The organism is Acinetobacter sp. ANC 5045 (assembly GCF_004331005.1).
Taxonomy (GTDB): domain Bacteria; phylum Pseudomonadota; class Gammaproteobacteria; order Pseudomonadales; family Moraxellaceae; genus Acinetobacter; species Acinetobacter towneri.
In genome coordinates this window covers 56,109-74,625 of sequence record NZ_SJNS01000010.1, presented here as the reverse complement: position 1 = coordinate 74,625, position 18,517 = coordinate 56,109, and the positions used below count along the sequence as shown (strand labels likewise).

The window sequence follows — 18,517 nt, the reverse complement described above, 5'->3', positions numbered from 1 at the left end:
TAGAAGATTTTGAGATTTTTGCTGTAGATCAGGAATGATGATTAGAATCTACTTTTTGAGTTTGGCGGCAGAGGAGTGATCCATCTGCCGCAAAGTGAAAGCGAAAAAGCTAAAATGAGTGGGTGCTAGGGTATGATTAATGAACTTCTACGTTTTTATGTTCACGAAACTTTTGGTCAATGGATGTCCAAATCGCAAAGGCTATACATACCAATAAGGCATATAAAAAATAGGTTGGTTTCAAGTTGCCTTGAATTGAGCCTTGGAGCAATAGGGTCAGCATCAGTGCAAAAGTGGTGCTTAAAAAAGTAACTAGATTTTGGTTAGCCTTCAGAGCGTTAATGAAGACTTGCGTATTGAAATGTGAAAACATCTCCATCCCTCCTTGTTATAAATCACTAAAATCAGAGCATTTTAGTCAGATTGGTTTTATTGTTCTACCTTGTTTAGCAAACTATTTCAAGCCCTTATAGTCATATTTTGATAAAAAACATCATTTTCATATGAAATACTACTATTTGTTATCATTTATTTACAAAATAATAAAAAGTAGTGTGTTTTTTAAGCCATTTAAATACGATTTCAATCGTACTTGCATATTTTATGCCAGCTAATTTTGAGGGCGACTATACGACTTTAGCGTTAATTTGAGCTCTGCTTAAAATGGGTGAATGATTTATTTTGTTTTAGTTTTTTATTGAAAATATTTTAATTTCATTTGTTTATTTATACCAAATAATTATTTGGGTTGCTATTATCTTGACTGATAAATTGCCTTAAAAAGAGGCAGTTTTAGCACAAGAAACAATAAGTGCGGGTTTGGGTAAAACCTGACAATTATTGTCTAACTTAAATTCGTATTTGGATAAAACACGACTTTAATACAATACAGCTCGAAAATAGAGCATGACTTGAAAAAATAGCCGAGCTCGAAGTCCGTACTGGCTATTTTTTCATTCGATCATGAATTGTAGCGAATACAAAAATCAGTAATGCAGGAATCAACCAAGCGAGGTTTTGTTCACTCAGGGGAAAATTGGTCAGTGTGGCTGGCAAGAATCTAGCTAAGTCTGCGGCCTTCATTGCATCAATGATGCCAAAGAGCAATGCAACTGCGGCAGTAGGTGCAATCACGCGGGTTGGAATACGGAATAATCCCCAGAAAAAGCTGAGTAGAATGACCACAATTGCAGGTGGATAAATCGCGCTTAAAATAGGCACTGAAACTGCAATGAGTTTGGTGAGTCCAAGATTGGAAATAACAAAGGCAAAGCCCACTAAAATAAATACCCAACGGCGATAATGAATTTTAGTAATTTGCTCAAAATATCCAGCACATGCGCATGTCAGTCCAATTGCCGTAACCATGCAGGCAATAAAAATCATTGCAGCTAAAAATACCGAGCCAAATCCGCCAAAAGCATGTTGCACATAGGCATGTAAAATGACTGCACCATTACTGGCATTGGCGGCAACATCGTGACTGCCCATCCCCAGTTTAAATAGGCTTAGATAAACTAAAGTTAAACCGATCCCTGAAATTAAACTTGCCCATACCGCATAGCGGGTGATGAGTTTTTTATCAGTTACGCCACGTGAACGAATCGCATTAATAATCACAATCCCGAATACCAATGCACCTAAGGTATCCATAGTGAGATAACCGTTAATAAAGCCTTCAGATACAGGACTGTTCACATAATTGTGAATGGCAGGTGAAATTGTACCTGTCGGAATAATAAATGCAGTGATGCCTAAAATTAGTAATGACAGAATTTTAAGCGGGGAAAGTACATAGCCCACTGTATCTAAAATTTTGTGTGGATACAGTGAAACTAACATCACCAAGGCAAAATAGATGGCGCTATAAATGAATAAGGTGCTCGCGGAATCGCCAAAATAGGCAGAGAAACCAATTTCATAAGATACGGTAGCGGTACGTGGTGTGGCGAAAAGCGGGCCAACCGCTAAATAACAGACGACTGTTAAAATTAAGCTCGCGATTTTGCCTAAAGGCGAACTTAAAATTTGTATAGAACCTTCGACACGTGACAACGCCATAATGGTAATCACGGGTAAGCCAACTGCGGTAATGAGAAAACCGAGCGCAGCAAGCCAGACGTGTTCGCCCGCTTGCTGTGCCACGATAGGTGGGAAAATAATATTACCTGCACCAATAAACAGCGCAAAGGTCATAAAACCCAAGGCAATAATATCCCGTGTGCGTAAATTCGTCATGGGAGAGAAATAAGATGTAAACAAAAGAAAGCGATTTTAGTAGATCGAGCTATGATTTTCTAATTTATTTTATAGGTCATATGAATATTTTTTATGATATGTGTTTGTAGGCTATTTTAATCTTCACTATAAAAATTAAATAACTTACTGTTTATCTGATGTATTTTTGAAAAATGCTGATCCCACATAGTATAGATGGCTTATCTAGTATAAGTTTTGGTTGCTATTTTAAATGCGCAGTTCTTAAACAAAACTGTTGGTCGCATGACGATGGATACTTGTTTGGCAGCTTGAGCTGATTTTACAAGCCGAAAGGGCTATAATCTCAGGCTTCAGGTCAGGAGTTCATCATGCGTGCCCTTAAAGTCAGCATTAAATCAGAGCAAGATATTGAGAAATTACGCATTTCGGGGCGTTTGGCTGCTCAGGTGTTGCAGATGATTGGTGAGCATGTCAAACCCGGAGTCACGACAGAATACTTAGATGATTTGTGTCACGATTATATTGTAAATACCTTAAAAGTCATTCCTGCCAATGTGGGCTATCACGGTTATACCAAAACCACCTGTATTTCACCCAATGAAGTGGTCTGTCATGGTATTCCATCATCCAAAACCATTTTAAAAGATGGCGACATTATTAATATTGATGTGGCAGTGATTAAAGATGGTTTTTATGGTGATACCAGTCGTATGTACTATGTGGGTCAGGTGAAACCAGAAGCGAAAAAACTGGTCGATACCACTTATGAGGCGATGCGCGCAGGGATTCATGCGGTGAAACCGGGCGCGACTTTGGGCGATATTGGCTATGCCATTCAAAGTGTGGCGCATCGTGAAGGGTTTAGCATTGTGCGTGAATATTGCGGACATGGTATTGGGCAGGTGTATCACGAACAACCAAGTGTGCTGCATTATGGTCAGCCTGGACAAGGCTTGGTGCTTAAAAAAGGCATGGTATTTACCATTGAGCCGATGGTGAATGCGGGCAAAGCGCGTGTGAAAGAACTGAAAGATGGCTGGACGGTGGTGACGACAGATAAATCACTTTCTGCACAATGGGAACACATGGTTGCTGTGACTGATACAGGCTTTGAAGTGTTATCGCCGTGGCCAGAAGGTACGGGGAGTTATCCTGAAATTTAATGCACGAATGCTTTCAGGTTAAGACTGATAGATAAAACATCTTAGACTTTAGTTTTAAACTATTTGTTAAAAAATGAACAATCGCTATAATTGAAGTCAAAGATACTTGCTGTAGTTTCTTTGTTTTAGCTTTCTTATTTTAGATTGTAGTTTTCAAAGCTTATCTGTCTTAGATAAGCTTTTTTTTTGCTGTTTCGTATCTGAAATCAAAAGATCCTATGTGCTAACGAATGGTTAGCTTTTCGACCAAATAGTCGATAAATACACGTACAGCAGGTAATAAACCACGGCGTGATGGATAGACGGCATGGAAAATACCATGCGGTGCGTGCCAGTCGGGTAAAACACGAACCAATTCACCCGATGCAACATAATCTTCAACAATCGTGTCAGGCAACAACACAATGCCACAATTTTGTCGTGCCAATTGCGCTAGCATCATTAAATCTGAACCCATGACTGTAGGGTTGACCTTAATTTTTTTCGGTTGCTGTTGTTGATCATGCACAACCATGTATTGATCTAAATGCTCATCCGACATGCTTAAAATTTTATGATGACTTAAATCTTCAGGTTTTTTCAAATCGCCAAATTCATTCAAATAAGCCTGACTGGCAAATAGATGTTGTTCGATGTTGCTGAATTTGCGAATCACCAAACTTGGATCATCATCTAAATTTGAGCGGACACGCAGGGCAATGTCGATCCCTTCGTTGACGATATCGACACGACGGTTGCTGACAATTAGCTGTACTTTAATTTCAGGGTAGGCTTTCAAAAACTCAGGCAAGATTTTGGCAATTTCATTTTGTGCAATTGAAACAGGTAAGCTGACTTTAATTACACCACGCGGTTGAATACTTAGGTGATCGACCAAGTCGTGCGCGGCTTGGGCAGCATTCATCATTACTTGCGCATGCCGATACACATTCATACCAATTTCTGTGACCGCAAAATGACGTGAGCTGCGCTGAATTAAACGCACACCTAAGCGTTCTTCTAGGTTGTGTACGCGTCGGCTAAGTTTGGATTTTGGAATATCGGTGGCGCGTTCTGCTGCACTAAATCCACCATGTTCGACCACTTGGGCAAAACAATAAAAATCATCCAAATCTGTAAGCATGACTAAATTCCATTTATGCAACAATACTTAAATTAAAGTGGCATCGTTGCATGTTGTCAATCTTTAATTGTGCTTTATTGCTGTGCTTTTTGCAGAATCTCTAAAACTTGTCGGTATTCTTCTAAACGGGCTAAATCACGTGCTGTAGGATTGGGAATCCGCGTTAAATTCATGTTGTCTTGCACATCTGCAATTTTTACAGCACAGGCAAGCGGGTTTTGTGCAGTACGCATAGCCGCTTGAACACGAGTTTCATGCGGCAGTTTGGTGAGCGCCTGAATTGCTTGAATAATATGCGTTTGAAATCCTAAATTTTGCAGGTCTTGTGCTGTGGTGTGGGTATCTTCAAGAATGTCGTGCAGTACAGCGACAATTTGCTGATCGGGCTGTTGTAATTGCAACATTACACGTAAGGGATGCAAAATATAAGGCTGACCGCCTTTATCTAGCTGCCCTGTATGTTGTTGTACTGCAAGTGTAATTGCATTTTCTAGAGTTGCCATAAGTATAATTAAAAAAATTTCTATAATTATAAGCCGTGCTTAGCGCAAAATATAGAAATTGCTTGTTATGATGCAAACAGATTTTATGTTTATCTATTTTACTATTGGTGATGCTGCTCTATGCCATATCAACTCATTGAACTGAATACGCCTGCGACTGAAAATTTGCTTTGCCCACATTGCCAACATGCTGTTATTGATTGGGCAGAAGAACAATATATTCAGCCTTGCGAGCATACTTTGTTTGTCGCAATGGATTTGGGTTTTGAATATGCCTCAGATGTATTTGAACAAAGCATGCCACGCAGTGTCGATGAAATTCATGCACATGATGATCAGTTGGATATGTGGCAAGAACTGACTTCAAGTCGTTATCCGCAATATTTGATTTATAAAACGGATTTAGGCGTGCAAGGTTTATCTCGCTATGTTGGATTTACCGCGGCTTAATTGCACTTAACTTAGAGAGTCTAAGATATAAAAATAGGGAAATTCAAAAGCTGAATTTCCCTATATTTTGATGGATTAGATATTTTTTCTGCGTTTAGCTCTCCATATCTTCTTCTATTTCATCATCGGCACTGTCCATTCCTAATTCTTTGAGTTTTCGCGTCAAAGTATTACGTCCCCAACCCAATAATTCAGCGGCATGACGTTTACGTCCACGGGTTTGTTGCAGTGCAGCATTAATTAAGGTGCGTTCAAACATTGGAATGGCGATATCCAGAAGTTTCATCTCGCCATTTTTTAACTTTTGTACTGCCCATTGCCCAAGTAATTCATCCCAATGCTGCATAGATACCCGATCTGCCACATGAAGCGCAGAATGTTCGGCTAATTTTTCAATTGGAATTTGCTTGAGTTCGGTTGGTAAATCTTCAGGATAGACCTCACGTCCTGTAATCATCACGGTAAGCCAGCGACAAGTGTTTTCCAATTGGCGCACGTTACCTTGCCACGGCAATTGCTGCATATATTCGACTGTTTCAGGACGCAATATTTTTGGACTCACGCCTAATTCTTTGCCTGCACGTGCCAAAAAGTGCTGTGCCAACATTGGAATATCTTCACTGCGATGCGCCAGTTTAGGAATATGAATCCGAATGACGTTCAGGCGATGATATAAGTCTTCACGGAAGCGTCCATCTTGTACCAGTTTTTCCAAATCCTGATGTGTTGCTGCGACAATCCGTACATCCACTTTGACAGGAATATGTCCACCAACCCGATAAAATTCACCATCTGCCAAGACGCGCAATAAGCGGGTTTGGGTTTCAAAAGGCATATCACCAATTTCATCTAAAAACAAGGTGCCGCCGTTGGCTTGTTCAAAGCGTCCCTGACGTTGTGTATTGGCACCTGTAAATGCACCTTTTTCATGTCCAAAAAGTTCGGTTTCAATCAAATCTTTCGGAATGGCTGCCATATTCAGCGCAATAAATGGTTTGCTGCTACGCGGTGAGTGGCGATGCAGTGCATGCGCCACCAACTCTTTGCCTGTACCTGATTCACCATTAATGAGCACAGTAATGTGTGATTGCGATAAACGACCAATCGCACGAAACACTTCCTGCATGGCAGGCGATTCACCAATAATTTCTGTCGATTGAATTGGCTGCACTGTCGATTTTGCAGATTCTTGCTGTTGTAGTTTGGTGATATGCAAAATTGCACGATTGACTAAAGCAAGTGCTTCATCAATATCAAAAGGCTTGGGTAGGTATTCAAATGCACCTGTTTGATAGCTAGATACTGCCGATTCTAAATCGGAGTGCGCAGTCATAATAATCACAGGCAAGTCGGGATAACTGACTTTGACTTTGCCAAGAAAAGTTAAACCATCAATTCCAGGCATGCGAATGTCGGTCAAAATTACATCGGGTGCATCTTGGTTTAACTCATCTAGTGCAGACTGTGCTTCTTCAAAACTGGTGACTTCAAAACCTTCTTCTCTAAAAGTTTTTTCCAGTACCCAGCGCATTGCACGGTCATCATCAATCACCCAAATTTTATTTCGCGACATGACTCGCCTCCCAAGGTAAATATAAGCTAAATATTGTTTTTCCTGGAATGGATTGGCATTCAATCATTCCGTTATGTTGATGCATAATATTTTGTGCGATGCTCAAACCAAGTCCTGTACCGTTTGCGCGTCCAGTCACCAATGGATAAAACACGGATTCTAAAATGTCTTCAGGTACGCCTGGGCCGTTATCTTCAATATCAACACGTACGGTAGAACGATTCAGCACACCATTAATGGTAACCAAGCGTTGAATACGAGTTCTTAAAATCAATTCAGGTCGATGCTCGGTAAAGAAATCGGGATGTTCGGTCATGGCTTGTACTGCATTGGCGCAAATATTCAGCATGACTTGAATCAATTGATCGCGGTCTGCCATGACTTCAGGTAAAGAAAGGTCATAATCACGGATAATATTTATTTTGTTTTTAGTTTGATTGACGATCAGGCTGCGCACCCGTTCTAAAGGTTCGTGAATATTGACCAGTTCATAGCTTGGTAGTTGGCGTGAGCCGAGCATGGTATCGGCCAAGTTTCTTAAACGATCTACCTCGCTAATAATAATGTCGGTAAATTCATCATATTTCGGGTCATTTAAACTTCGTGCTAACAGTTGTGTCGCACCACGAATTCCTGCAAGCGGGTTTTTAATTTCATGTGCCACACCACGAATCAGCTGACGTGCGACTTGATGCTGTTGAATAAAGTTTTCTTCTTTGGAAATTTTGAGCATCCGATCAATCGGATTCAATTCAATCAGCAAAAGAGGATGATAAGGCTTGCCTGCATTTAACTGTGATGCAGTGTAATCGACATGAATATCTTTAAAATTGACATTAATGGTCGCTTCACGGCGGGTGTAGGGTTGACCAGTTTTGATGGTATTCAGGAAAGCCTCTTGCGTATTGAACTCATCATCAGGCATGTGCAGCAAATTTAAAACGGGTTGCCCCGAAGCGCGAATTAAACTGATATCAAACAATGCTTCACAAGACGAGTTTAAATAAAAAATATTCAGGTCACGATCAACCAGTAAAATTGCGGTGCTGAGGTTATCCACCAAAAGACGATAGTCAATGCTCTGGGTCTGATCCATTCGTGAATGCTTCCTGTATGAAATATTGTGCAAGGGCATTGTCATGTGTCAGCCATGTTCCAAATTTGGATCGAATTGAGGCGAATTAAGCAAAATGCACGCCAACTTTTCGTTTTTAGTGCATTTATCACTGAAGAATCGGAAAAATGCGCAGGAACTGGACTGAATTTTCAAGATATAACGGATAACAGAAACACTGTAAATAAAAAAATGCATTAAAATGGTGCAATATTTAAATCATTCAGCCTGAATGGTTGTATTTTGGTGCATTATGCAAAGAGTCGGCTATTTCTCTATTTTTATGCAAAGAAAAGTCATACAATACGCGCATTCTAGTGGAGTGCAGATTCTATGAAATCCCCCAAAGTCGGTTTTGTTTCTTTAGGTTGTCCTAAGGCATTGGTAGATTCCGAACGAATTTTAACTCAGTTAAAAACTGAAGGTTATGATGTCGCATCTGATTATGAAGGTGCTGACTTAGTTGTTGTCAATACATGTGGTTTTATTGAATCTGCAGTACAAGAGTCCTTAGACGCGATTGGCGAAGCCATGAATGCCAATGGTCGTGTCATTGTGACAGGTTGCTTGGGTAAAGATGAAGATAAAATTCGTCAAATGCATCCCAACGTATTAAAAGTGACTGGCGCGGCTGCTTATCAGGACGTGATGGAAGCGGTGCATCAATATGTTCCTGAGCCACCAAAACATAATCCATTTATTGATTTGGTACCTGAACAAGGCATTCGTTTGACGCCTAAACATTATGCCTATCTTAAAATTTCAGAAGGCTGTAACCATCGCTGTACTTTCTGCATCATTCCAAGCATGCGTGGCGATTTAGTTTCGCGTCCTGTGGGTTCGGTATTAGAAGAAGCTGCAGCACTGAAACGTGCAGGCGTAAAAGAAGTATTGGTAATTTCTCAAGATACTTCTGCCTACGGCGTAGATACCAAATACAAATTGGACTTTTGGAACGGTCAGCCTGTTAAAACCAAATTCTATGATATGTGTGAAGCCTTAGGGCAATTGGGTATTTGGGTGCGTTTGCACTATGTCTATCCATATCCGCATGTGGATGCTGTAATTGATTTAATGGCACAAGGCAAAATTTTGCCTTATTTGGATATTCCATTCCAACATGCCAGCCCGAAAGTATTAAAGTTGATGAAGCGACCTGCGCACAGCGAAAACACGTTGGAGCGTTTAAAACTTTGGCGTGAAAAATGCCCTGAGCTGGTGATTCGTTCAACCTTTGTGGTGGGTTTTCCAGGCGAAACAGAAGAAGATTTCCAAATTTTGCTCGACTGGCTAAAAGAAGCGCAATTAGACCGTGTTGGTTGCTTTACTTATTCACCTGTTGAAGGTGCGGCAGCAAACGACTTGCCAGATCATGTGCCAGAAGAAATCAAGCAAGAACGCTATGAGCGTTTTATGCAGGTTCAGCAAGAAATTTCAGCAGCTAAACTGCAAAAACGTATTGGTCAAACCATGACCGTGTTGGTAGATGATTTGGAAGAAGAATTTCCAGTCGCAGTGGCACGTTCTTATGCAGATGCGCCAGAAATTGATGGCAACGTCTTTGTAGAAGATATTGACAAGAGCGTGATTAAAGCAGGTGATTTACTTGAAGTTGAAATTACCGATGCCGATGAATACGACTTATTTGCCAAGCTGATTCAGGTCAAATCTGCATAATGCTTTGCAGATTTGGATTGCTAGCTGTAAGCCATACAAATTGTAAAAAATTAAAGTTTAGAATTTAGAATTGGAGTAATGACAATGTTAGATTCAAAAAAGCCACGTTATGCACGTATCTTGTTGAAACTATCGGGTGAGGCACTTGCGGGTAATAAAGACATGGGGATTGATGCGCAAGTGCTCGATCAAATGTCTTTGGCAATTGCACACTTGGTCGGTTTAGGTGTGCAAGTGGGTATTGTTGTCGGTGGTGGTAACTTATACCGTGGCAGCCAATTACAAAAAGATGGTTTAGTCGGCCGTGTAACAGGCGACCAAATGGGTATGTTGGCAACGGTGATGAACGGTTTAGCCATGCGTGATGCCTTGGTGCGCCGTAACATCAAAACCCGTTTAATGTCTGCATTGCCTATTGGTACAGTGGTTGAGTCTTACTCAAGCCGTGATGCGATTCGTCACCTGACTCAAGGTGAAGTGTGTGTGTTCGTTGCGGGTACAGGCAATCCATTCTTTACCACAGATACAGCAGCATGTTTACGTGGTATCGAAATCGAAGCTAACTTGATCTTAAAAGCGACCAAAGTAGATGGCGTATATAACAAAGATCCAAGCAAATACGAAGATGCGGTGAAATATGACACACTTACATTTGACCAGGTGTTGGATGAAAAATTAGGTGTTATGGATTTAACTGCAATCTGCTTATGCCGCGATCACAATGTGCCGTTGCAAGTTTTTGATATGAATAAAGCAGGTGCATTGCTTTCTGTAGTGATGGGCGAAAAAGAAGGAACTCACGTTACGAACTAATGTACGTGAGCCACAAAGCTCTTTATACTACGGTTTAATTTAACCCTATATTTTGACTCAAATTTTAGAATACAGTAAGGAAGATCTTATGATTAACGATCTTAAAAAAGACAGCGAAGAACGTATGAGCAAGACTTTAGAGTCTTTAGAACATGGTTTTGCCAAAGTACGTACAGGTCGTGCACATCCATCAATTTTAAATGGTGTGATGGTTTCTTACTACGGTTCCGATGTGCCACTTAACCAAGTAGCCAACATTGGTGTAGAAGATTCACGTACCTTATTGGTTCAGCCATTTGAGCGTTCAATGGTGTCTGCAATTGATAAAGCAATTCGTGAGTCAGATTTGGGTCTAAACCCAATCACAGCCGATGCAATTCGTGTACCGCTTGCAGCATTGACTGAAGAAACTCGTCGTGACATGCAAAAAGTTGCGCGTTCTGAAGCAGAAAATGCCAAAGTTGCTATTCGTAACATCCGCCGTGATGTATTGGGCGACATCAAAGCATTATTGAAAGAAAAAGAAATTTCTGAAGATGATGAGCGCCGTGCAGCAGATGACATCCAAAAAATCACAGACAAATACGTTGCAGAAGTAGACAAGCGTCTTGCTGCAAAAGAAGCTGAGTTGATGAAGGTCTAATCAATGACCACATCGGAAGACAGCGCGTCTTTGCCAAAACATGTTGCCATCATTATGGATGGCAACAATCGTTTTGCAAAAAAAAATCAAATGCAAAAAGGGGAAGGACATCGCTCTGGTAAAGATGTACTTGACCCGATTGTTGAACATTGTAGAAAAAAACACATTCAAGCTTTAACCGTTTTTGCTTTTTCGAGTGAAAACTGGAATCGTCCGCAGTTTGAAGTGGATTTACTCATGCAATTGCTGGAAACCACAATTCATGAGCAATTACCACGCATGGAAAAATTCAATATTGCCTTACGTTTTATTGGTGACCGTTCACGTTTGTCGCCGCATTTGCGTGAGTTAATGTTGCATGCCGAACAAAGGACTGCTAATTTCAACAGCATGACACTCACAATTGCCATTAGTTATGGTGGTATGTGGGATATGGCACAAGCTGCAAAACAAATTGCTGCAGATATTGTGGCGCATAAAATTGATATTGAACAAATAGATACACAACTTTTTGGTCAATATGTCAGTCTGGCAGACCTACCACCTGTCGATCTGTTGATTCGTACAGGTGGCGATTTTAGATTGTCCAACTTTTTACTTTGGCAAGCTGCGTATGCTGAATTGTATTTTACCCAAACCTTGTGGCCTGAATTTAGCATAGAAGAATTTGACGATGCACTGGCAGTATTTGGTGGTCGCGAACGTCGTTTTGGTAAAACTTCTGAGCAAATTCAACAAGAGAAAATTGAGAATTAATACATGTTAGAGCGGATTATTACCGCATTGGTATTGGTTGCTGTGGTGTTGAGTTGTATGTTTGCAACTCAGTCGCACTATCCAATGTTTATGCTGATGATTGTTGCAGCAGGGGTTGCGGGCTATGAGTGGTTCAAACTCATGCCAAGAAAAACTAAATATGTCCTCAAACCTGTGGCTTGGGGTTTTGGTGTATTGACTGCCGCTTTGGCAGCAATGGCACTTTATTTTAGTGATATTGCCTTGTTACTTTGGGCAGCTTCTATTTTGACATGGTTACTCAGTATTTATTGGGTCAAGTCTTATCCAGAATACGATGCATGGTATAACCCAAGCTTAAGTTTTATTGGTTTTATTCTAATTTCTGCTGCGGTCACTGCAATTTTTTCCGTATGGAATAGTTCGCCGTGGTGGTTAATGTACTTGTTCTTGTTGGTTTGGGGTGCAGACTCAGGTGCTTATTTTGTTGGACGCAAACTAGGCAAGAAAAAACTTGCACCAAATGTCAGTCCAAACAAGTCAGTAGAAGGCTTATATGGCGGTGTGTTTACAGCCATGCTAATTGTGATTGTTGTCGAAGTGGTGTATTTGGACCTAACTTTGGCACAACATATTTTATTTTTGATTCTTTCGGTATTTACGGTATTTAGCTCAGTATTGGGCGATCTGTTTGAATCCATGATCAAGCGCCGTGCAGGTATTAAAGACTCTGGGCGAGTTTTGCCAGGTCATGGTGGTGTGCTAGATCGGATTGATTCTTTACTTGCAGCAGCTCCAATTTTTGCTGCAGGTATGTATGTTTTAAAACTTATTGGCGTAGATTTATAAATGTCACAAGCTGTTTGTATCTTGGGTGTGACAGGTTCAATTGGACAAAGCACCCTAAAAGTACTGCAACAACATCCAGAGCAGTATTCAGTTTTTGCCGTGACGGCACACAGCCGAATTCAAGAACTGGTTCAAATATGCAAACAGTACCATCCTAAAATTGTGGTTGTACCTGCCGCCAAAGTAGATGAATTACAGCAACTGTTTAGCCAAAATCAAATTTCAAATACTGAAATTCTAAGCGATGAAGCGGGGCTGATCGCAGTTGCTGAACATCCGGAAGTGGATGTGGTCATGGCAGCTATTGTTGGTGCTGCTGGCTTGTTGCCAACACTGGCAGCAGTTAAAGCAGGCAAGCGTGTATTATTGGCCAATAAAGAAGCATTGGTGATGTCGGGTGACATTATGATGCAGGCAGCACGTGAACATGGCGCTTTGTTATTGCCTGTAGACTCTGAACATAATGCGATTTTTCAGTGCTTGCCTGAACATTATTTACAAGCGGAACGCAATGGACAGCCTAAATTGGGTGTATCGCAAATTCTATTGACCGCTTCAGGTGGCCCTTTTTTAAAACATAGCCTAGAAGAATTACAACACGTTACTCCTGCACAAGCCTGCAAACATCCAAACTGGTCTATGGGGCAAAAAATTTCAGTTGATTCTGCAACCTTAATGAATAAAGGGCTGGAATTAATTGAAGCGTGCCATCTTTTTGCAATTTCAGAACATTTTGTTACAGTCGTTGTGCATCCACAGAGTATTATTCACTCCATGGTTCAATATGTGGATGGTTCAACTTTGGCGCAAATGGGTAATCCTGATATGTGTACGCCTATTGCGCATGCTTTGGCATGGCCGCAGCGTATCCAAACGCATGTTCCGCCTTTAGATTTGTTTGTCAATCATCAGCTTGATTTTCAAGCACCCGATACCATACGTTTTCCTGCTTTAAGTTTGGCACGTCAAGCCATGCAAGAAGGTGGTCTGGCGCCTGCTATTTTAAATGCAGCAAATGAAATTGCAGTTGCAGCATTCTTACAGCAAAAAATTCGTTTTACCGAAATTGCGACAGTGGTTGAGCATACTTTGAACCAAATACAAAATTCAGCTGCAGAAACTATTGAACTGATTTTGCAGGCAGACCAAAATGCCCGTACTGTTGCACAGCATTTTGTGTTGAATAAAGGAAGCTAAAGCATGAGTGCCTTATTTATTGTGGTTGCAGCGATTCTTTTGCTAGGACCTTTAATTGCAATTCATGAGTTTGGGCACTACTTTGTTGCACGTAAATTAGGTGTCAAAGTTTTGGTGTATTCCATAGGCTTTGGGCCAACCATTTTAAAATGGACGTCTAAAAAATCGGGGATTCAATATCAGCTTTCGGCACTGCCTTTGGGTGGCTATGTCAAAATGCTTGATGAACGCGAAGAAAACGTTGCAGAAGCAGACCTACCTTATGCCTTTAATCGTCAGCATCCGTGGAAACGTATTGTGATTGTGGCAGCAGGTCCGTTAATCAACCTGATTTTTGCCATATTATTGTTCTGGCTATTATTTTTACCCTCTCAAGAACAGTTGAATACCCGTGTGGGTAAGGTACTGGCAGATACACCTGCGGCGGCAGCGCAAATGCAAGTAGGTGATAAGATTACCGCCATTGATGGTACGCCTGTGACGACATGGGAAAAGCTGAACTTTGCCTTGGTAGATCGTGTAGGTGAAACAGGCAAGATCCAGGTACAGGCGGAACGCGCAGGTGAAATCAAAACATTTAGCTTACCCATTCAAAATTTCTTAAATGATCAATCCCAATCACCTTTAGATATCTTGGGTTTTACACCGTATCGTCCACAAATTCCTGCGATTGTCAGCAAGTTAAGTGAAGATGGCGCGGCCATTCGTCAAGGCATGCAAGAAGGCGATCGAATTGTTGCGATTGATGGCGTAAAAATGAATGACTGGTACGATGTGGTACAAGTTGTTCAAGCATCGCCAGAAAAATTACTGAAAGTAGATGTGCTGCGTAACAATCAAGTACAGCAACTGGAAGTGATGCCGCAAGGCAAACGTGACAATATGGGCAATGTTTCGGGTGTATTGGGTGTGCAAAGTGATCCTGGAAAAATTGTCATTCCAGTAGATTTTAAGCAAACCATTCAATACAGCCCGAGTGAAGCTTTATTTATGGCGGTAGATAAAACAGGTCAGCTGTCTAGCATGATTCTGAATTCTATTGTCAAAATGGTACGTGGTTTAATTGGTTTAGATAACTTATCAGGCCCAATTACTATTGCCAAAGTCGCAGGGCAAAGTGCGGAAATGGGGTGGCAAACTTTTATTTCCTTTATGGCACTTATGAGCGTAAGCTTAGGAATTCTAAATTTATTGCCAATTCCAATGTTGGATGGCGGGCATTTAGTTTATTATTTTATCGAGCTGATTCGTGGAAAACCTGTTTCTGAACAAATACAATTAGTTGGTTTAAAAATTGGTATGGTACTGCTTGGAAGTATGATGCTCCTTGCATTATTTAATGACATTATGCGTTTATAACAACGTAGATACGAAATAAATTTAACACTGGAAAAGACTGGCATGCAGCACACACATTTATTTATGCCCTTGGCACTGGTTAGTGCAATGGCGGCAACACAACAAGTATATGCAGCAGATGAATTTATTGCGCGAGATATAAAAATAGATGGTCTTGTTCGTTTAACGCCAGCCAATGTCTATGGAATGATTCCAGTGAATAGTGGTGATCGTGTCAATGAAGCAGTGTTGGCCAATGCGATTCGTTCACTCTATGCCACAGGTTTGTTTGATGACATTCAGGCCAGTCGTGAAGCCGACACTTTAGTGTTTAAAGTGGTTGAGCGCCCAATCATTTCTAAGGTTGAATTTAAAGGCAATAAACTGATTCCAAAAGAAGCGTTGGAAGATGGTTTAAAGAAAATGGGTGTGGCTGAAGGTGAAGTACTGAAAAAGTCAGCACTACAAACTTTAGAATCTGAACTTGAACAGCAGTATATGCAGCAAGGTCGTTATGATGCGGATGTACGTGTCATTACCACAGCACGTCCAAATAACCGTGTAGATTTAACTGTAGAGTTTGTTGAAGGCAAAGCTGCCAAAGTGGTAGATATCAACATCATTGGTAATACGGTATTTAAAGAAAGCGACATTAAGCAGGCGTTTGCAGTTAAAGAAAGTAGCTGGAGTTCGATTGTTACCCGTAATGACCGCTATGCACGCGAAAAAATGGCAGCAAGCTTGGAAGCATTACGTGCGTTATATCTTAATAAAGGTTATATCAACTTCAATATCACTAACTCTAGCTTGAATTTGAGCGAAGACAAAAAGCATATTTTTGTTGAAGTTTCGGTGGATGAAGGTGAGCAATTCAAGTTTGGCGAAAGCAAGTTCTTGGGCGATGCTTTATACAAACCAGAAGAACTTACGGCACTGAAAATTTATAAAGATGGTGAAACCTATTCACAAGAAAAAGTGAATGCGGTGAAACAATTGTTGCTGCGTAAATATGGTAATGCAGGCTATTACTATGCCGAAGTGAATATTGTTCCGCAAATTGACAAAGAAACTAAACTGGTCGATTTAAACTACTACATTAATCCAGGTCAGCAAGTTACAGTGCGTCGTATTAACTTCGCAGGTAACAGTAAAACTGCCGATGAAGTGCTACGTCGTGAAATGCGTCAAATGGAAGGCGCATTGGCAAGCAATGAAAAAATTGACTTGTCTAAAGTTCGTTTAGAACGTACAGGTTTCTTTAAAACCGTCGATGTTAAGCCAGTACGTATTCCTAATGTGCCAGACCAAATTGACTTAAATGTTAATGTAGAAGAACAGCACTCAGGTACCAGTACTTTAGCGGTAGGTTTCTCGCAAAGCGGTGGTGTGACGTTCCAAGCTGGTTTAAGCCAAACTAACTTCTTAGGTACGGGTAATTCGGTTTCGATTGATTTATCACGTTCTGAAACACAAGATTACTATAACCTGAGTGTGACTGATCCATACTTCACGATTGATGGTGTGCGTCGTGGTTACAACATGTACTACCGTAAAACCAAGTTAGATGATAACTATAACGTTAACAACTATGTGACAGACAGTTTTGGTGGTGGAATTAACTTCGGTTATCCAATTGATGAAAACCAAAGTATTAGTGCAGGTTTAAATATTGATCAGACCGAAGTAACCACAGGACCTTATGTTTCAACTTATGTCGCAGACTATTTAGAGCGCCATGGGGGTAAAGAAACCAAAAGTGACGAATATTGTCCAGATGATTTAGTCCCTATTAAAGATGCAAATGGTGATGTAGTAGGGTATGAGCCTTGTGCAAATCCAATTCCTTACGGCAAAGAATTTAAAGGTGATTTCCTTACGTATAACCTAAATTTAGGTTGGTCATACAACACTTTAAATCGTCCGATTTTCCCAACCAATGGTATGTCGCATCGTGTTAATGCTGAAATTGCTTTACCCGGTAGTGATGTGGAATTCCAAAAAGTGACCTATGATGCACAGGCTTATATGCCATTAGGTCATGATTTTGTCTTACGTGGCTACGGTAAGTTAGGTTTTGGTAATGACTTACCGTTCTATAAGAACTTCTATGCAGGTGGTTATGGTTCAGTACGTGGTTATGACAACAGCACCTTAGGCCCGAAATATCCAGGTGTTTATTTCTCTGATACAAGTCAAACGGATCGCTCACCTGAAGAAGTTGGTGGTAATGCTCTAGTACAGTTCGGTACAGAATTGGCTCTACCAGTGCCATTTAAAGGAGATTGGACGCGTCAAGTCCGTCCAGTAATTTTTGCAGAAGGCGCACAAGTTTTTGATACTCAGTGTAATGTTTCTGATTCAAATATTTTTGTGAATGGTGCTTCTGTGAATGCCAAGCAATATTGTAAAGACAATTATGGCTTCGACTTCGGTGAAATGCGTTATAGCGTGGGTGTAGGCTTTACTTGGATTACCATGATTGGCCCATTATCACTCAGCTATGCGTATCCGTTGAATGATAAACAAGGCGATGACACTAAAAATATCCAATTCGAAATTGGTCGTACTTTCTAAGTACGACCCATGTTGGATTGTTTAAACACAGGATGTAACACATGAAAAAAACAATATTGAGTTTGGCATTGTTGGGTTTATCTACAATGGCTGCAGTAGCACATGCTGCAGGCTATGGTGTGGTAAGTTTAGAGCGTGTTGTAGAAAATAGCAGTTATCTCAAACAGCAAAATCTAGCTTTGCAGCAGTCGGTCAAACCACAAACCACTAAGCTTGAGCAACTGGCAAAAGAGCTAGAAACCATGCAGCAACGAGCGCAGCAGGCTACGAATTTGTCAGATGCTGAAAAGCAAAAAATGAATACTCAGTTTCAAGCGAAATTGAAAGAATTTAATGGTTTGCAACAAGTAGTGCAAACTCGTGTTCAGTCAGAATTGCACAAAATTAACGATGGTTTTGAAACTCGTTTAAAGCAAGTTGCTGAACAATTGCGTAAAGAAAATGGTTTAGATGTGGTTTTGAATAAAAACTCAGCACTTGCCTATGACCCGAAGTATGATTTAACTGATAAAATGATCCAAAAGGTCAACGTACTTAAATAATCA

General features: G+C 40.6%; 17 protein-coding genes. 11 read left to right on the top strand and 6 right to left on the bottom strand.

The annotated features are described in order from the left end of the window. Positions 1-136: 136 nt before the first annotated feature. Together E0H79_RS09460 and brnQ are read right to left on the bottom strand one after the other, a co-directional pair. Positions 137-373 (bottom strand): hypothetical protein, encoded by a 237-nt coding sequence (locus E0H79_RS09460; protein ID WP_004976747.1) that lies wholly within the window; start codon positions 371-373, stop codon positions 137-139. Positions 374-945: 572 nt separating this feature from the next. Then, positions 946-2,238, bottom strand: coding sequence for a branched-chain amino acid transport system II carrier protein (gene brnQ, locus E0H79_RS09455; RefSeq protein ID WP_131261470.1), 1,293 nt, complete (start codon positions 2,236-2,238; stop codon positions 946-948). A 350-nt stretch (positions 2,239-2,588) separates the two neighbouring features. Here brnQ and map point away from each other — a divergent pair, with 350 nt between their 5' ends. Beyond that, a complete protein-coding gene (map, locus tag E0H79_RS09450; RefSeq protein ID WP_004976729.1) occupies positions 2,589-3,383 on the top strand; it encodes a type I methionyl aminopeptidase in 795 nt (264 codons plus the stop codon). Between the two features lie 223 nt (positions 3,384-3,606). Here map and E0H79_RS09445 read toward each other — a convergent pair whose 3' ends face one another. Then, complete coding sequence (locus E0H79_RS09445) at positions 3,607-4,506, bottom strand: LysR substrate-binding domain-containing protein (protein ID WP_004976726.1); 900 nt, start codon at positions 4,504-4,506, stop codon at positions 3,607-3,609. Between the two features lie 74 nt (positions 4,507-4,580). Next, the gene (locus E0H79_RS09440) at positions 4,581-5,009 is read right to left on the bottom strand and encodes an HD domain-containing protein (protein ID WP_004976725.1); all 429 of its coding nucleotides are present in this window, start codon (positions 5,007-5,009) and stop codon (positions 4,581-4,583) included. A 120-nt stretch (positions 5,010-5,129) separates the two neighbouring features. Between E0H79_RS09440 and E0H79_RS09435 the strand changes: the two genes are divergently transcribed. Beyond that, positions 5,130-5,459 (top strand): hypothetical protein, encoded by a 330-nt coding sequence (locus E0H79_RS09435; RefSeq protein ID WP_004976724.1) that lies wholly within the window; start codon positions 5,130-5,132, stop codon positions 5,457-5,459. A gap of 94 nt (positions 5,460-5,553) precedes the next feature. Here E0H79_RS09435 and glnG read toward each other — a convergent pair whose 3' ends face one another. Together glnG and glnL are read right to left on the bottom strand one after the other, a co-directional pair. Continuing rightward, positions 5,554-7,032: a nitrogen regulation protein NR(I) gene (gene glnG, locus E0H79_RS09430; protein ID WP_096901419.1), complete on the bottom strand. Its 1,479-nt coding sequence runs from the start codon at positions 7,030-7,032 to the stop codon at positions 5,554-5,556. Further along, entirely contained in the window at positions 7,019-8,128 is a 1,110-nt protein-coding gene (glnL, locus tag E0H79_RS09425) for a nitrogen regulation protein NR(II) (protein ID WP_004976718.1), read from the bottom strand. The genes glnG and glnL overlap by 14 nt, the downstream gene beginning before the upstream one ends. 351 nt (positions 8,129-8,479) lie before the next feature. Between glnL and rimO the strand changes: the two genes are divergently transcribed. The 9 genes from rimO to E0H79_RS09380 all read left to right on the top strand — a co-directional run bounded on the left by rimO (position 8,480) and on the right by E0H79_RS09380 (position 18,514). Next, positions 8,480-9,823, top strand: coding sequence for a 30S ribosomal protein S12 methylthiotransferase RimO (gene rimO, locus E0H79_RS09420; protein ID WP_096901422.1), 1,344 nt, complete (start codon positions 8,480-8,482; stop codon positions 9,821-9,823). 84 nt (positions 9,824-9,907) lie between these two features. Continuing rightward, positions 9,908-10,636: a UMP kinase gene (pyrH, locus tag E0H79_RS09415; protein WP_004976712.1), complete on the top strand. Its 729-nt coding sequence runs from the start codon at positions 9,908-9,910 to the stop codon at positions 10,634-10,636. An 88-nt stretch (positions 10,637-10,724) separates the two neighbouring features. Then, entirely contained in the window at positions 10,725-11,279 is a 555-nt protein-coding gene (gene frr / locus E0H79_RS09410) for a ribosome recycling factor (RefSeq protein WP_004976711.1), read from the top strand. A gap of 3 nt (positions 11,280-11,282) precedes the next feature. Further along, the gene (uppS, locus tag E0H79_RS09405; RefSeq protein WP_131261469.1) at positions 11,283-12,035 is read left to right on the top strand and encodes a polyprenyl diphosphate synthase; all 753 of its coding nucleotides are present in this window, start codon (positions 11,283-11,285) and stop codon (positions 12,033-12,035) included. Positions 12,036-12,038: 3 nt separating this feature from the next. Further along, positions 12,039-12,863 (top strand): phosphatidate cytidylyltransferase, encoded by an 825-nt coding sequence (locus tag E0H79_RS09400; RefSeq protein WP_004976707.1) that lies wholly within the window; start codon positions 12,039-12,041, stop codon positions 12,861-12,863. Next, positions 12,864-14,060, top strand: coding sequence for a 1-deoxy-D-xylulose-5-phosphate reductoisomerase (gene ispC, locus E0H79_RS09395; RefSeq protein ID WP_131261468.1), 1,197 nt, complete (start codon positions 12,864-12,866; stop codon positions 14,058-14,060). A gap of 3 nt (positions 14,061-14,063) precedes the next feature. Continuing rightward, the gene (gene rseP / locus E0H79_RS09390; protein WP_131261467.1) at positions 14,064-15,419 is read left to right on the top strand and encodes an RIP metalloprotease RseP; all 1,356 of its coding nucleotides are present in this window, start codon (positions 14,064-14,066) and stop codon (positions 15,417-15,419) included. Between the two features lie 42 nt (positions 15,420-15,461). Beyond that, a complete protein-coding gene (bamA, locus tag E0H79_RS09385) occupies positions 15,462-17,972 on the top strand; it encodes an outer membrane protein assembly factor BamA (RefSeq protein ID WP_131261466.1) in 2,511 nt (836 codons plus the stop codon). 41 nt (positions 17,973-18,013) lie between these two features. Continuing rightward, positions 18,014-18,514: an OmpH family outer membrane protein gene (locus E0H79_RS09380; protein ID WP_131261465.1), complete on the top strand. Its 501-nt coding sequence runs from the start codon at positions 18,014-18,016 to the stop codon at positions 18,512-18,514. Positions 18,515-18,517 lie beyond the last annotated feature (3 nt).